We start from the raw sequence: 16,031 nt of genomic DNA, 5'->3' as shown, positions 1-16,031 counted from the left end.
CTCCACGACGCGGTCCCTTCGGCACGGTGTGGTCGATCTACGGGGGCAAGGACGTGACTTTCAGCCCTGACCGCCTCGCGAGCCTCGTGGAACGCTGGAGGTGTCACCTCTGCGGGACACGAGGTCCGGTGGAGGGTCTCACCGAGAGGAGCACCCCGTCATGAGTCGCACATGGGACGTCGCCGTCCACCTCTTCGATGCCGATGACATCGATCCGGACGGCATCCAGACGACAGCGCACGCCGTCCTCACCACGGCGTCGGGCACGTCGCTCGACGGCTACGGCCTCGCACGACGCAACCCGCACGACATGGCCGTCCTGGAGATCGGCGAAGAGCTGGCTGCCGCACGGGCCCTGCGGGACCTGGCAGACAAGCTGCTCGAGGCCACGTCGGAGGACATCGCGAAGATCGAGCACCACCCGGTCGACCTGCGTCGCTGAGGCACCGCGCACTGCTCCGTGGGGACGGACCGCGAGCGGGAAGTCGTGCGTCTCGTCACCCTGGGTCTGAGCAACCAGGAGATCGCCGCACACCTCGTCATGAGCCCGCTCACCGCGAAGACCCATGTGAGCCGCGCGATGGTCAAGCTCGGCATGCGGGACCGGGTCCAGCTCGTCGTCCTCGCGTACGAGACGGGTGCGGTGCGGGTGGGTGAGCGGGCCTGACTCGGAGCGCTCTCAAGCCGTGGGGGCGCCGCTGTCCCCTGGCCGATGCCGCCACCTTCACAGTAAGCCCGTGGTAGGGGCTTGCCGCAAGCCCCCTGTGACGCGAGACGATCTGTCCTTCTCCGGCCCCGACCAGGGATCAGGCGAGCGAGATGGAAGGTCCTCACATGATCGACGTGATCATCGTCGGTGCCGGCCCGACCGGCCTCATGCTGGCCGCCGAGCTGCGCCTGCACGACGTGCAGGTGCTCGTGCTCGACAGGGACACCGAGCCCACCGGCCAGGTGCGGTCGCTCGGCCTGCACGTGCGCAGCATCGAGATCCTCGACCAGCGCGGGCTGCTCGAGCGCTTCCTCGAGCACGGAACGCGGTATCCGCTCGCGGGGTACTTCGCGGGGATCGACAAGCCGCTGCCCGACGACCTCGACACGGCGCACGGCTACATCCTGGGCATCCCCCAACCCACCACGGACCGCTTGCTGGCGGAGCACGCCACGGAGGTCGGCGCCGAGATCCGGCGCGGCTGCGACGTCGTCGCGCTGACCCAGGACGACGAGGGCGTCACCGTCGAGCTTGCTGAGGGGACACGGTTGCGCTCGCGCTACGTCGTCGGCTGCGACGGTGGACGCAGCACGGTGCGCGCCCTGCTCGGTGTCGGGTTCCCGGGCGAGGCCGCGAGCACCGAGTGGTTGCTGGGCGAGATGGAGGTGACCACTCCGCCGGACGAGCTGGCCGCGACCGTCGCACGTGTCCGGACGACTCAGCGAGGGTTCGGCGCCGGCCCCTCCGGCCCCGGGGTGTTCCGCGTCGTCGTGCCGGCCGAGGGCGTGACGGAGGACCGCGCGGCCGCTCCAACGCTCGACGAGCTCAAGGCTCGGCTGCGGGCGGTCGCCGGCACCGACCTCGGTGTCCACTCCCCGCGCTGGCTGTCCCGTTTCGGCGACGCGACCCGGCTCGCCGAGCGGTATCGGGTCGGTCGCGCGCTCCTGGCAGGAGATGCCGCGCACGTCCACCCGCCGCTCGGCGGGCAAGGGCTCAATCTCGGTGTCCAGGACGCGTTCAACCTCGGGTGGAAGCTGGCCGCCGAGATCGACGGCTGGGCACCGGACGGTCTGCTGGACACCTACGAGTCGGAGCGCCGCCCGGTGGCAGCCGACGTGCTGAGCACCGCCCGGGCGCAGAGCGAGCTCTTGTCCACCGAACCAGGACCCCAGGCGGTACGCCGACTGCTGTCAGAGCTCATGGACATCGACGACGTCAACCGTCGCCTCGTCGAGAAGATCACCGCGATCGGCATCCGCTACGACGTCGGCGTGGGCCACCCGCTGCTCGGTCGACGGTTGCGGGACGTCGAGCTGGGGCGCGGGCACCTCTACGCGCAGATGCACGAGGGCCGTGGTCTTCTCCTCGACCCGGGCGGCCGTCTCTCGGTCGCGGGCTGGCAGGACCGGGTCGTGCACCTCGTCGACACCAGCGAGGAGCTCGACGCGCCCGCTGTCCTGCTGCGGCCCGACGGCTACGCGGTGTGGGTCGGCGACGACCAGCACACGCTCGAGCGTCAGATCGAGACGTGGTTCGGACAGTCGGCGCGGTCGAGCGTGAGGCCCGCCGCTCAGGACTGACGAACCGTCTTCTCCGAGCTCGTGACGATCTCCTCGCGCAGCACGGGCAGCGCCAGCACGAGCCCGAGCACGGTGCGCGCGGTGCGCTGGACCTCGCCGAGCGTGATGCCGTCGGGACGCGCGAGCGAGTCGAGCAGGGAGGCTGCCGCGGTCGCGTCGAAGTCGCCGGAGACGTGGTCGAACCAGCCGCCGGGCATGAAGACGTCGACCTGTGCCCGGACGCGGTAGGCGTCGTCGGTGAGAGCCGGGAAGTCGGGGTCGACGGCGTGCTGCATCCACCAGTCGGTGATGACCGTGCCCTCGAAGCCCCACTCGTCGCGCAGGATCGTCGTGCACAGCTCGTCGTTGTAGTGCGACCACACACCGTTGATCTTGTTGTACGACGTCATGAGCGTGAGCGGCTGGGCCTCGGCGATGCAGATCTGGAACCCGCGGAGGTAGATCTCCCGCAGGGCTCGCTCGGAGACGCGCGAGTCGTTGAGGTTGCGGTTGGTCTCCTGGTTGTTGCACGCGAAGTGCTTGGGGCAGGCGGCCACGCCCGCTTCCTGGACACCGGCGACGACCGCCGCGGCGATGAGGCCGGTGACGAGCGGGTCTTCCGAGAAGTACTCGAAGTTGCGTCCGCAGAGGGGGTCGCGGTGGATGTTCATCCCGGGGCTGAGCAGCACGTGGGTGCCCTTGCGAACCATCTCCGCGCCGTGGCGCGCGGCGAGCCGCCGCACGAGCGGGGCGTTCCACGTCGAGGCCAGCGCAGCGCCGCACGGCAGGAGCGAGGCGTAGGCGGAGAGTCGGATGCCGGAGGGGCCGTCCGTCGTCGTGACGGGAGGGACGCCCCGGTCGCGGAGCGACTCGGTGATGCCGCCGAGCACGCCGGCGTTCCCGGCCGCGCCGAGCGGGCTGTCCATGACGAGGTCGCCGCGCGTGAGCGCCTCGAGGTCCGTGTGGGACAGCTGTGCCACGAAGGCGTCGAGCGTCGCGGTCCCGTCGGCGACGTCGGCGAGGGTGATGCCCTGGTCCCCGGTCGGTTCCAGCGCCGGGACGTCGCGCGCCTCGATCCGCTCGCGCCGCGACACCTGCCGGGTCGGGACGTCCTGCCACCCGACGACCGCGCGGCCTGCGGCGTCCCGGTCGAGGGTCATCCGCTGGAAGGGGTGCTCCGTGGCCGGGGCGCACGCCTCGGTCAGCTGCTCGACGACCCGCAGCTCGTCGATCGTGAAGGACGCGACCTCGGTCGCGGTGCGCACGTCGGTGCCGGCGTGGACCGTGTAGGTCCCGGCCTCGAGGACGTAGGCGGACCGGTGACCGGTCGCTCCGGAGTCGTCGTACGACGCGAGCGAGGAGATTGGCACCGTGAGCTGCACCGTCTCGCTCTCACCCGGTGCGAGCCGTTGCGACTTCGCGAAGGACGCGAGCGTCCGGGCGGGCTTGCCGAGCACGCCGTCGGGTGCCTGGACGTAGACCTGGACGACCTCGGTCCCCGGGTGCTCAGTCCCGGTGTTGCTGACCCGGGCCTCGACGGTGATGTCCTGGTCGCCGACCGCGGCCGTCGTCGTCACGTCGAGCGTGGTGTAGCCGAGGCCGAAGCCGAAGGGGAAGAGGACGGTGTCGGTGGCGAAGGTCTCGAAGTACCGGTAGCCGACGTAGATGTCCTCGGCGTAGTCGTTGTGCTCGAGCCCGCCGAAGTTCTGCGCGCTCGGGTAGTCGACGTAGTGACGCGCGATCGTGTCGGTGAGGCGTCCGCCGGGAACCTGGGCCCCGGTGAGCACGTCCGCGACGGCTCGCGCGCCTTCCATGCCGCCCTGCCAGGCGTAGAGGACCGAGGAGATCGACGATCCGTACTCCTCGAGCCAGGCGAGGTCGATGACGTTCCCGCAGTCGAGGACCACGACCGTGTGCGTGAACTCGGCGGTGACCGCGTCGAGCAGCGCTCGCTCCGCGTCCGTGAGGTAGTAGCTGCCCTTGCTGAGCGTGTTCTCCCGGGCCTCGCCTGCGGCCCGGCCGATGACCACGACGGCGACGTCCGTTCGCCCCGCGACGGCCTGCACGGCCTCGCGGTCGAGCGGCATCTCGTCGAAGTAGCGCGGCCAGTTCCCCCATGTCCCCTCGTCGGGCACGTTCGCCGCGCACCACCGCGTGTAGGTCTCGGCGAGCTCGGCGTCGACGGCAACCCGGTCGCCGTCGCGCAGCGCGTCGAGGATGTTCCACGAGTACGGGGCGTTGACGTCCCCGCCGGAGCCGTAGCCGACGGCGAAGTAGTCGATCTGGACGCGACCGAAGAGCGCGACGCGCGCACCCGCGCGCAGCGGGAGCGTCCCGTCGTTGCGGAGGAGGACCGCGCCGTCGGCGGCGGACTCCCGGCACAGCGCCGCGAGCTCCGGGTCGACGAACGTGTCGGTGTCGACCAGGTGCGTGGACGCCTGCGCCAGCTCCTGCTCCCCTGGTGCGAGCGTCTGGCCGGGGCTGTCCGTCGTCGAGTCCATCGGACGATTCTCCATGATCAGACCTCGAGGGTGCTGCGGTCGACGCCTACGTGGACATCGAGGACCGACACCCCGGCGAGGTCGTCCGCCGTGAGGGACAGCCCGCCGCGACGGTAGTGCGCCGCGGTCTCGACCCCGGTGAGGGGCGCCCCGTCGGCGAGCACACGGACTCCCCCGCTGCCGGGCTCGACGTGGAAGCGCACGGTGCGTCGCTCGCCGACGAGGTCGATGCTCATCGTCAAGCCGTCGTCCTCGAGAGCGAGGACGGGGTCGACGACCACCGAGCCGGCGCGCTCGACGATGCCGAGCGCCCCCTGCACCAGCTGGCGCAGGTAGATGCCCGGTCCGCTGGAGTAGACGCGCCACCCGCCCTTGACCCCGACCGTGCCGTCGCGCAGACGGTCGAAGTTCGCGGCAGCGTCGTAGCGGTCCGTGAAGGCCGCGTCGGACGACGAGTAGTAGCAGTTGCGCTGGCGCGGCAGGCTCGTGCTCAACCGCTCGAACTGGCCGACCGGGCTGATGCGCAGCAGCTCGGCGACGAGCCGCTCCCGGCCGAGCGTCGCGAGCGCCTGGGTGTAGCGGATGTGGGCGTGGGTGTACATGAGCCCGACCTCGCGGCCGAAGTTCGCGGCCTGCTCGCCGCGGCGGAAGAACCGCGTCTGCCCGTCGTGGAAGGGCGCGGGACGGTCCATGAGGCGCACGCCGTCGGGGAAGTGCAGGTGCTCCTCGACGAGGCTCTCGTGGCGCAGCACCTGGTCCGGGGTGAAGAGCCCGGCGATGATCGACCGGGTCATGGGGATGAGGCGGTACGACAACCCGGTCCGGTCGTCGCTCGGGTGCAGCACCGGCCACGGGCCCTCGGGGGCGAAGACGACGTAGCCGGCAAGCACGTCGTCGATGACGAGACGCTCGGTGAACTCGTGCGCGATGGTCGCCGCCTCGGCGGCGAGCTCGTCCGCGAGCGCCTCGTGCGCAGTGCCGCGCAGCTGGGCGTCGAGGGTGCTCGTCGCCTGGAAGAGCAGGGCGACCGTCCACGCCGACGCCATCTCGCGGCTCATCGAGGCCTGGGCGGGCTGGAGGGTGTCGTCCCAGTCGCCCTCGCCGTACGAGAGCAGCTGGGTACCTGGGGCGCGGTGGCCGCGGATGTAGTCGAGCGAGGCGCGCACGTGGTCGGCGATCGGCACGGCGGCGGTGCCCGGGCGGCGCAGCTCGCCGTCCCAGAAGGGCACCTCGACGTCGAGGATCGCGGTGTCGCCGGTCGCCGTGAGGTACTCCCCCAGCGCCATGAGCGGCCAGACGACGACGTCGCCGTGCGCCTCGTCGGCGTACCGCTCGCCGTAGGCGTCGAACATGAACCACTGCGGGAGCGTGCCGTCGGCGAGCTGGTGCCCGAACACCCGGCGGACGATGTCGGCTGCGGCGTCGAAGTGGCCGAAGGCGAGCGTGAGCTCGAGGGGCCCCTGGCAGACGTCGCGGGTGCCCCAGGCGGCGCCGGAGTACTGCTCGAGGCCGTGCGGGACGAGGAAGTGGACGAGGGCGTTCTGCGTGAACCAGGGCAGGAGGAGGTTGACCTCGGCGAGGCGACCGTCGGTCTCCACCCGGAGGTTGCGCGTGTACTCGGCGATGTACGCACGGTGACCGGCGAGCTCGGCAGCGACGTCGAGCGGCTGCGCGAGGACAGCCTCCGCCTGCGCGAGCGCGTGGTCGGCTCCGTCGAGGTCGCCGGTGAGGACGAGCGTCGCGGACGTCGTCGCGTCGAACGCCGCCGTGGTCAGGGCCGTCCCGCGCGACCGGCCGTCGGCGAAGAGCGGTGCGTCGTCACCGAGACGGCCGGTCGGGCTCGCGAGGACGTACGCGAGATCGGGGCAGTGCTCGGCGACGTCGGTCCCGGCGTCGGCGGTGTAGACGAGCGCGCGACCGTCGAGCGCCCGGGTCGCGGTCCAGGACTGGTCGCCGAGCTCGACGTCCGCCGTGAGCAGGATGTCGAGAGATCGGTCGGCGTCGATGCGCACCTCGATGGCGCGGCCGTCGTGGCTCGCCGTCGTGCGCACCTCGATGCGACCCGCCTCGGTCTCGTAGACCCAGCGGACGCCACCGAGGTCGAGGACGAGTGCGGACGGGACGCCGAGCAGCTGCCACTCGGCTCCGGTACGCACGAGCGCGCGCACGCCCGAGGACCGCAGGAGGTTGAGGTGGTTGCGCTGGACGGAGACGAAGCGGTTGGCGGTCGTGTTGCCGACGACGACGTGCGACGCGAAGACGCCGTAGGCGTACGTGGTCGCGGAGAGGATGTTGTCGTTCGGGGTGACGTCGGAGCCGGCCTTGAGGACGTGCCCGTGCGGTCGCTCGACGGCAAGCTCCTTGGCCCGGCTGACGACGTGGGTGGCCTCGGGCGTGAAGTAGGACAGCAGACGTCCGTCCTCGTCCCGCTCGGGCTGGAGGACCCGGGCCGAGGCATCGGTGTGCGCCGATGCGCTCCCGAGGGCGAGGAGCTCGTCCTCGGAGAGGTCACGCCCGGCGAGCAGGGGCGCCGAGACGAGCAACGAGCGCGACGGCGCGGGCGCCTCCGATGCGCTGTCCTCGACGTCGGGCGCGGCGCCCGCCGCGAGCGCGACAGCACGGTCGAGCAGTCCCGGCACCGCGTCGAGAGCGTCGCCGAGCTCGCCGCGGTAGTCCGCGACGACGGCGGTGACGGCGTGCACCGTGCGCGGGGTGCTGAGGTCGAGCTCGGGGCCGAGCAGGACGGGGAGGGCGAGCTCGTACTGGTAGACGAGCGAGTCCCAGTCGGGCACGTCGAGGCTGTGGGCGCGGCCGTCGAGCTTCGCGTCGAGGCCGTAGAAGGAGAACCCGTCGGTGAGGTGCGCACGCGCTCCCTCGACGATGGCGGTCACCGTGAGCGGCAGGACAGGGGCTGTCGCCATCGTCTGCCGGCTCGCGACGACGGAGCCGGAGCGGACGTCGTCGAGCACGTGGTGGACGATGTACTGGCTCATGTACGGCTCGTTGTTGAGGGCCGTCCCGACGGGTGCGAGCGCGAGGTCCTGCGCGACGACGACGTCGTAGACGGTGCCCGGGGCGGCCGCGTCGCCGGCCTCGAGGTCGACCCGCCACACCCAGAGCTCACCGCTCGGGTCGAGCGTGAGCGTCACCGCGTAGCGTGCCCCGAGGGCCTGACCCGACCACCGGGCGCCGGCAGGGCTCACGGCGAACGCGCCGGCTGCGCGGCCACCGACGAGCGGTTCACCCTCGACGGTGCGCTCCCCTGCGGCGTCCACGCCGTGGCGCCGCAGGAAGACGCCGCCCACCATGGCGTCGTGGTCGCTCGGCACGTACTGGTTGACGAGCATCGACTCCCCGTGCGTGATGGCACGCACGTCACCGCCCGGGGTCAGCTCGATGCGGGTGGTGCCCGCCTGGAGCACACCAGCCGACGGCGCGGGTCGTGCCGGGCTGCTGGGGGCAGACAGGACCGCGACCCCCGCCGGGGCAGGGTCGGTGGCGGACGAGTGGGCGGTGTGCGTGGTCACGAGGAGAGATCCCTTTTCGGACGTCGGGTGCAGGTAGTGCAGAGCAGCGAGAGGGCGAGGAGCGTCAGACGGTGAGCGCGTTGGCCTGGGCGACCTCGCCGAGCCAACGGGCGCTGGGCTTGACCGTCCGCTCGAAGGTCGTGCGGTCGACGCTCACGAGGCCGAAGGTCGGTCCGTAGGAGCCCCACTCGTAGTTGTCGAGCAGGCTCCAGTAGAGGAATCCCTCGACCTGGATGCCGTCGCTGATCGCGCGGTGCAGGCCTTCGAGCGCTCCCTGCATGTACGCGACGCGGCGGGTGTCGTCGTCGGTCGCGATGCCGTTCTCGGTGACGAAGACGGGCACGCCGGGTGCCATCTGGTGGGACAGGCGGATGCCGTCCTCGAGGGCGCGGGGGTAGAACTCCCAGCCGGTGAGGGTCGTCTCGGCGCCGTCCGCGATCGGCAGGGGTCCCTCGGGGCCGATCTTCGTGCGCGTGTAGGCCTGGACGCCGACCCAGTCGTCGCCGGCGGCCATCTCGAGGTACCAGGCGTCGCGGTGGTAGCCGTAGTCGCGGGCGATCTCCTCGCAGCCGGGCTCGGGCTGGAAGTCCTGGGTGGCGACCGTCCATCCGGTGCGGAAGTCTCCCGCCTCGGCGAGGACGGCCTGGCAGGCGCGGTGGGCCTCGAGCAGCGTCTGCGCGACGTGGACGTCGGGTCCGGGCTGTCCGAAGGCCTGCAGGGTGGTGCCCTGTCCGTCCCCGCCGGCCATCATGGCCACCATGTTCGGCTCGTTGATGGTGCAGACCCACTCGACGCCGTCGAGGATCGGGAGCACGGCCCGGGTGTAGGAGGCGAAGCGCTCGACGGCGTCGGGCGCGCGCCAGCCGCCCTCGTCCTCGAACCACTGCGGGATGGTGAAGTGGTGGAGCGTGATCATCGGCTCGAGGCCGAGCTCCCGCGCGGTGTCGATCATGCGGCGGTAGTGGGCGAGCTCGGCCTGGGAGACGTAGCCCTTCTCGGGCTCGATCCGGGCCCACTCGACGGAGAAGCGGTACATGCTCAGGCCGGCGTCGACGAGCACCTGCATGTCCTCGCGGAAGCGGTGGTAGCTGTCGCAGGCGTCGAGGCTCGGCTCGGCGATGGTCGTACCGGCCTGGTGCTCACGGCGCCACCAGTCGGAGCTCGTGTTGTTGCCCTCGATCTGGTGGGCGGCCGTCGCGGATCCCCAGCGGAATCCTTCCGGGAAGTGGAGCATGTGCGTGCCTCGCTAGGTCTGTGGGCCGGGCGGTGCGGGTCGACCGGCGTGCGGGAGTCGGTGCGTCAGGAAGAGGTGGGTGCGCGGCGCGCGGGGACTGTCGCCCAGAACGCGTCGAGGAGGGCCGCAGTCTCGGCCGGGTTCTCGACGTTGGGCAGGTGCCCAGCCCCTTCGATGACCGCGTAGCGGGCACCGAGGCGTTCGGCCATGGAGGCCTGCCACACCTGGGGCCAGGCGGCGTCGTCCACGCCGTGGGCGACGAGGACCGGCAGGCCCGTGGCGGCCAGGGCGGGGGTCGTGTCGACGGGGTCGCGCAGGATGGTGATCGCGCCGAGGAGGTTGTCGGTCGAGGTGCGGGCGGAGCGTTCTCGCAGGAAGCGCTCGTCCTCGGTGAGGTCGGCGTCGGGTGCGTCGGCGCGGTCGGGGTTGTCGAGGCGCCACAGGTCGACGCCGTCGGAGTCGAGCAGACGCGCCTCGATGTCGGCCTTGCGGTCCGGCCACCCGTGGGGTCCCGAGCAGAGCATCGTCAGCGACTCGACCGCGGTGGGCCGAGCGATGGCTGCGGCCCGCGCGACGACTCCCCCGAAGCTGTGCCCGAGCAGGTGCACGGGTGCGTCGCCGCCGGCCGGTTCCCCGGCGCTCGCCTGGGCGACGAGGTCGACGACCTCGAGCGCGTCAGCCACGAAGTCGGCGAGCCGGTACGCCCCGGTGCCGACGGGTGCGACGGAGTCCGCCTGGCCTCGCTGCGAGTACGTCCACGCGTCCCAGCCGTGCTCCGCGAGGAGCGGCAGGAGCAGGCGGTGGTCCTCCTTGGACCCTGTGAAGCCGGGCACGAGGACGACGCTGCCGCGCGCAGGCACCGGCAGCCCGGCGCCGTCCCGCGGCCGGGCACGCAGCGCGGTGAGCGCGCCGACCCCGACGTCGAGGACGAGCGGCTCGACCCCGTCCGCGAGCGCCAGGGAACCGAAGGCCTGGCCGGGGCGGATCATCGGCCCGACCCGGCCCGCCGCGGCTGCGGGATCGCCTCGAGGAGCTCCATCGTGTACGGGTCCTCGGGGAACCGGAGCACTTGGGCGGTCTGCCCGGACTCCACGACTCGGCCGGCGTTGAGGACCATGATCTGGTCGGTCACGAGGCGTGCGGAGAGCAGGTCGTGGGTGATGTAGAGCATCGAGACGCCGAACGTCACCCGCAGGTCGTCGAGCAGGGCGAGGACACCGGCGCGCAGGGACACGTCGAGCATCGAGACGGGCTCGTCGGCGATGATCACCTGCGGGTCGCAGGCGAGCGCGCGGGCGATGACGACGCGCTGCCGCTGCCCGCCGGAGAGCTGGTGCGGGAGCTTCGCCGCGAACTGCTCGACGGGCGTGAGCCCCACCGTCTCGAGGAGCTCGAGGACGCGCGTGCGTGCCGCGGCCCCGGTCAGCCCCGTGTAGTTGACGACGGGCCGCATGAGCGCGTACTCGACCGTGTGCAGCGGATTGAGCGCGGAGTACGGGTCCTGGAAGACCATCTGCACCTCGCGGCGCAGCTCCCGCAGCCCTCTGCGCCGGAGCGTGTCGACGCGGGCGTCGCCGAAGTGGATCGCGCCCGACGTCGGCCGTTCCACGCCCGTGATGAGCTTGGCGAGCGTCGACTTGCCCGAGCCGCTAGCCCCGACGAGCGCCATGGACTGGCCCTGCTCGAGGGTGAAGGAGACGTGGTCGACTGCGGTCACCGCTGGCTGACCACGACGCGGCGCCTTGTAGACCTTGGTGACGTCGTCGACGACGATGGCGGTCGACTCGGGGCGTCCGGCTCGGCGCGCTGCCGCTGGGGCCGGAGCGCTCGTGGTGGTCGTCGAGATCGTCGAGCCGCGGACGACGAGCCCTGGCACCTCGACGACCTCGGCGCGCGGGTCGGCGTAGTGGCTGAGCAGCATCTGGGTGTACTCGTGCTGCGGGGACTGGAGGATCTGCTGCGAGGTGCCGTCCTCGACGATGACGCCTTCGCTCATGACCATGACGCGCGACGTCGACTCGAGGACGATGCCGAGGTCGTGGCTGATGAGCAGGGCCGTGAAGTTCTCGGACTTCTGCAGGTCGCGGATCGTGCCCATGACGGAGTGCTGGACGAGGACGTCGAGCGCGGTGGTGGGCTCGTCGAAGACCATGAGCTGGGGTTCGAGCGAGAGCGCGAGCGCGATGGAGACGCGCTGGCGCATGCCGCCTGAGAGCTCGCCGGGGAAGCGGTCGAGGACCGTGCGGGGCAGCTCGACCTTCTCGACGAGCTCGTGGGCCCGGGCGAGCCGCTTCGCCTTGGGCACGTGGCCGTGGGCGGCGAAGATGTCGCCGAAGTGCTTGCGGATCGAGCGCACCGGGTTGAGCGCGTTCATGCCCGACTGGAGCACCATGGCGAAGCCGCCCTGGCGCTGCGTGCGCAGCTCCTCGGTGTCCATGCCTGCGATGTCGCGGCCGTCGAAGAGGATGGCGCCGGCGGAGATGCGGGCCGGTGCCTTGGCGAGGCGGGTGACCGCGAAGCCGAGGGTCGACTTCCCGGAGCCGGACTCCCCCACGAGGCCGACGAACTCGCCGCGCTCGAGGGAGAAGGAGGCGTTCTTGACCGCGTAGGTCGGCTCGGCGCCGCGCGGTTCGTAGACGACCGACAGGTCGTTGACCTCGAGGAGGCTCATCGTCCCGATCCTTCCCGTAGGCGGGGGTTGGACAGTCCGTCCACCCCGAAGTTGATGAGGGTGAGCGACGTGGCGAGCAGCGCGATGCACAGGCCAGGTGCGAAGAGGAGCACCCACTGGCCGGTGAGCAGGGCGTTGGAGTTGGAGGCCCAGAAGAGCATGGAGCCCCAGCTCACCGTCGTCGTGTCGCCGATCCCGAGGAAGGACAGGCCGGACTCGGCGAGGATCGCGGACGTCGCCGCTCCGAAGAAGCTGCCGGTGATGAGCGACGTCATGTTCGGGAGGATCTCGCGGAAGACGATGCGGGCTGCGCCGTCGCCGGAGAACTGGGCTGCGGTGACGAAGTCCCGGCCCCGGATCGACTGGGTCTGGGAGCGGAGCACGCGTGCCCCGTAGGCCCAGCCGGTGATGACGACGACGAAGATGATCATCGTCATGCCGCCGTTCTGCAGGTAGGCCGCGATGACGATCATGAGCGGCAGTCCCGGGATGACGAGGACGAGGTTGACGACGAAGTTGATGACGTCGGCGAGCGGTCCGCGGATGTAGCCCCACGAGAGACCGACGACGACGGCGATGAGCGTCGAGAGGAACCCGGCGATGAAGCCGACGAGGACGGAGATCCGGGCGCCGAAGACCACCTGGGAGAAGACGTCCTCGCCGGCGGCCGTGGTGCCGAACCAGTGCGACCCGGAGGGTGCCTGGTTGCGGCCGAAGCCGTTCTCGCTCGCGCCGTAGGGCGCGACGAGCGGGGCGAAGACCGCCATGAGGATGAAGACGGCGAGGAGGACGACGCCGATCCGGGCCTTCTTGTTGCTCCAGATCGTCGATGCGCCGCGGGACAGGACGCGCAGCGGCGAGGCCGGTCCGTGCGCTGCCGGGACGACGGTGGAGCCGTCGGCGCCCGCGGGCGTGCGGTGGGCTGGTGTCGAGCCCGTGGGCTGCGGGAGGTTCGCTGGGACGGTCATCGGCGGGTCCTCGGATCCAAGAGTCCGTACAAGATGTCGACAAAGAAGTTCGCCATGAGCACGCTGATGGTGATCATGAGGAACAGGGCCTGCATGAGCGGGAAGTCCTGGTTGGTCACCGCGTTGAAGAGCAGGTAGCCGACGCCGGGATAGTTGAACACCTGCTCCACGAGCAGGGAGCCGCCGACGACACCGCCGAGGGCGAGGCCGAACCCGGTGAGGTTGGGCAGGATCGCGTTGCGGGCCGCGTACTTGATCGCCACGGTGTGGCTGCGCAGGCCGTTCGCCTCGGCGAAGGTCACGTAGTCGTCACCGAGGGTGTTGATCATGTTGTTGCGCATGCCGAGGATCCACCCACCGAGCGAGGTGATGAGGATCGTCAGGGCCGGCAGCCAGGCGTGCCCGATCGCGTCGTTGATGAAGGCGAGGGAGAGGTTCGGTGTCGACTCGCGTCCGTAGGCCCCGGAGGTGGGGAACCACCTGAGCTCGTACCCGAGGAAGAAGAGCAGCAGCAGGGCGGTCCAGAAGTACGGGAAGGCCGAGGTGAACGTCCCACCGAGGGTGGGCAGGGTGTCGAGCCAGGTCCCCCGCTTCCAGGCGGCGAGGACACCGAGGAGGGTCCCGCAGATGAAGGCGATGATCGTCACGAGGCCGACCATGACGAGCGTCCAGGGCAGCGCGTTCATGATGAGGGTGGACACGTCCTGCGGGAAGAACGTGTACGACACCCCGAAGTCGAGGCGGAACACGTTGCCCAGGTACTGCAGGTACTGCGACCAGGCGTCACCGGTGGGGACACCGAGCTGAGCCTCGATGGCCGCGCGGGTCGCAGGGTCGACCGGACCGTTCTGCGCGAGCTTCGCGACGGCTGCGTCAGCCGGGGAGCCGGGCATGAGCCGCGGCAGCAGGAAGTTCAGCGTGATCGCGGCCCACGCCGTCAGGAGCAGCAAGCCAAGCTTGCGCAGGAGATACCACACGGGGTGCTCGCCTTCGTCGGGAGGTGGTGGGTACAGCGGGCTGGGCGAGGCGCGAGGGGGCGCGCGCCTCGCCCAGCGGTCAGAGGTCCTGTGACAGGACGGCTCAGCTGTCCACCTTCGTGATGGTGGTCAGGACGACGAGCGCAGCCGAGGTGTACGGCGTCGGCGTCATGTAGGGGTTGTCGGCGTCCGGCCATCCGGTGAAGCTCTTGTCGGACGTGAGGCCCCAGAGACCGGCGTAGTAGACGGAGATGATCGGGACGTCGTTGTACATGACCTCCTGGAGCTCGCCGGCGATCTCCTTCTGGCGGTCCTCGTCGACCGTCGTGCGGAACTCGACGAGCAGCGCGTCGACGTCAGGGTTGGAGTACCGCTGGTAGTTCGACGGGGCGTTCTCCCCGAGCGGGCGGTAGAAGTCCGAGCTCAGCAGGTTGTAGTAGCCCTGGTAGACCGAGCCGTTGCCACCGAAGGACGTCATGGCGACGTCGAAGTCGCCGTTCTGGACCGCCTCGAAGTACGCGGCGGGCTGCGGCTGGTTGATCTTCACGTCGATGCCGATGGCGGTGTACTGCTTCTGGATCTCCTGGACGGCGCGCAGCCAGTCGGTCCAGCCGTTCGGCGTCGTGATGGTCATCGTGGCCTGCGTGCCGCTGGCGTCGACGAGCTTGCCGTCCTCGAGGGTGTAGCCGGCCTCGGCGAAGGCTGCCTCGGCGGCCGCGGTGTCCTGGGTGACCATGCCCTCGTCGGGGATGGCGTCGGTGAGCCACTCCTCCTGGGTGGGCAGGAGCAGACCTTGCTGTCCCGCCGCGCCGACCGTCCCTTCGGAGGCGTTGTCGGCGATGCTGTCGCGCTCGAGCGCGAGGGACATGCCCTTGCGGAAGTTCACGTCGTCGTACGGAGCCTTGGTGAGGTTCGGCGCGATGCCGACGGTGCCGCCGGCGGGGTACCAGTAGTGGTTGCCCTCGTCGGCCGCGCCCCAGGTGTTCTCCACGTCGGACATGAAGGCGTAGGCCCAGTCGTAGCCGTTGTTGACGACCTCGAGCTGAGAGTTGGCGGCGGGGAGCACGAGCTCCTCGGCGGCGACCTTGTCTGCCTGCCAGTAGTCGGGGTTCTTCTCCATCGTGTACTGGTTGGCGTTGAAGTCGCCCAGCACGTACGGCCCGGTGCCGACGGGGTCCTCGTTGGTGAAGATGACGGGGTCCGCCTGCTGGGACCAGATGTGCTCAGGGACGATGGGGACGGCCAGCACGACGATCGCGGCTGAGGAGTCCTCGGCCTTGAGCGTGAACGTCACGTCCTGGCCCTCGGCGGTCACGGACTCCAGGCGCGACCAGATGCCGGTCGAGTCGAGGGCCGGGAAGTCTTTGAGAAGGTTGTAGGTGAAGACGACGTCGTCGGCGGTGAAGGCCTCGCCGTCGCTCCAGGTGACGCCCTCGCGGACGGTCGAGACGATCGTCTTCGCGTCGGGCTGTGTGAAGTCGGACTGGAGGAAGTTCGTCGACGTGCCGTCGAGGGCGTTCACGACCATGAGGGGCTCGTTGATGATGAGCGCCATGTTGCGCTTCTCGATGACGAACGGGTTGAAGTTGCGCGTGAACGTCGGAGAGCCGTTGTCGGCGGCGAGCATGAGCGAGCTGGAGCCGGCGCTGCCGCCCGCTCCGCTCTCGGGTGCCGCGCAGGCGCTGAGGGCGAGGGCTGCTGCGAGCCCCAGTCCGAGCGCGGAGGTCAGGCGCGTACGCGTCCGACGGGTGCCATCGGTCATGGCTGTCGTCTCCTTCGTGTCATCTTCGTCACGTCGTCCGGGCGGTGCGCACCTGTGCGGATCGCGTCGGCGAGTCATGCTGTCCTGAGCAATGTATGCGCATACATCGGAGAGTGCAAGCCG

General features: G+C 70.6%; 10 protein-coding genes and 1 pseudogene. 3 read left to right on the top strand and 8 right to left on the bottom strand.

The annotated features are described in order from the left end of the window. The first annotated feature begins 160 nt into the window (after nucleotides 1–160). From ABKW26_RS14755 to rox, 3 genes and pseudogenes are all read left to right on the top strand, one after another. Nucleotides 161–442: a dsRBD fold-containing protein gene (locus tag ABKW26_RS14755; RefSeq protein ID WP_348594543.1), complete on the top strand. Its 282-nt coding sequence runs from the start codon at nucleotides 161–163 to the stop codon at nucleotides 440–442. Nucleotides 443–466: 24 nt separating this feature from the next. Continuing rightward, nucleotides 467–667: pseudogene (locus tag ABKW26_RS14750) on the top strand (helix-turn-helix transcriptional regulator); the annotation flags it as partial. Between the two features lie 167 nt (nucleotides 668–834). After that, complete coding sequence (gene rox, locus ABKW26_RS14745; protein WP_348594541.1) at nucleotides 835–2,289, top strand: rifampin monooxygenase; 1,455 nt, start codon at nucleotides 835–837, stop codon at nucleotides 2,287–2,289. Here the strand turns inward: rox and ABKW26_RS14740 are convergent. The 8 genes from ABKW26_RS14740 to ABKW26_RS14705 form a co-directional block, all read right to left on the bottom strand. Next, nucleotides 2,280–4,769, bottom strand: coding sequence for a glycoside hydrolase family 3 N-terminal domain-containing protein (locus ABKW26_RS14740; RefSeq protein WP_348594540.1), 2,490 nt, complete (start codon nucleotides 4,767–4,769; stop codon nucleotides 2,280–2,282). The genes rox and ABKW26_RS14740 overlap by 10 nt on opposite strands. A 17-nt stretch (nucleotides 4,770–4,786) precedes the next feature. Next, on the bottom strand, nucleotides 4,787–8,296 hold the full coding sequence (locus ABKW26_RS14735) for a hypothetical protein (protein WP_348594538.1): 3,510 nt from the start codon (nucleotides 8,294–8,296) through the stop codon (nucleotides 4,787–4,789). Nucleotides 8,297–8,360: 64 nt separating this feature from the next. Next, nucleotides 8,361–9,530: a family 1 glycosylhydrolase gene (locus ABKW26_RS14730; protein ID WP_348594537.1), complete on the bottom strand. Its 1,170-nt coding sequence runs from the start codon at nucleotides 9,528–9,530 to the stop codon at nucleotides 8,361–8,363. Nucleotides 9,531–9,595: 65 nt separating this feature from the next. After that, nucleotides 9,596–10,519, bottom strand: coding sequence for an alpha/beta fold hydrolase (locus ABKW26_RS14725; protein ID WP_348594535.1), 924 nt, complete (start codon nucleotides 10,517–10,519; stop codon nucleotides 9,596–9,598). Then, nucleotides 10,516–12,201, bottom strand: a complete 1,686-nt coding sequence (locus ABKW26_RS14720) for an ABC transporter ATP-binding protein (protein WP_348594534.1) — start codon at nucleotides 12,199–12,201, stop codon at nucleotides 10,516–10,518. The genes ABKW26_RS14725 and ABKW26_RS14720 overlap by 4 nt, the downstream gene beginning before the upstream one ends. Further along, nucleotides 12,198–13,169, bottom strand: a complete 972-nt coding sequence (locus ABKW26_RS14715) for an ABC transporter permease (protein ID WP_348594532.1) — start codon at nucleotides 13,167–13,169, stop codon at nucleotides 12,198–12,200. The genes ABKW26_RS14720 and ABKW26_RS14715 overlap by 4 nt, the downstream gene beginning before the upstream one ends. Next, nucleotides 13,166–14,146, bottom strand: a complete 981-nt coding sequence (locus ABKW26_RS14710) for an ABC transporter permease (RefSeq protein WP_348594531.1) — start codon at nucleotides 14,144–14,146, stop codon at nucleotides 13,166–13,168. Before ABKW26_RS14710 ends, ABKW26_RS14715 begins: the two co-directional genes overlap by 4 nt. Nucleotides 14,147–14,249: 103 nt before the next feature. Next, nucleotides 14,250–15,908 (bottom strand): ABC transporter substrate-binding protein, encoded by a 1,659-nt coding sequence (locus ABKW26_RS14705; protein WP_348594529.1) that lies wholly within the window; start codon nucleotides 15,906–15,908, stop codon nucleotides 14,250–14,252. Nucleotides 15,909–16,031 lie beyond the last annotated feature (123 nt).

The sequence above is a fragment of the Sanguibacter sp. 25GB23B1 genome, from assembly GCF_040012415.1.
Taxonomy (GTDB): Bacteria; Actinomycetota; Actinomycetes; order Actinomycetales; family Cellulomonadaceae; genus Sanguibacter.
Note: the sequence above shows the minus strand (reverse complement) of the source record. Positions and strands in the feature narration are given on the sequence as shown.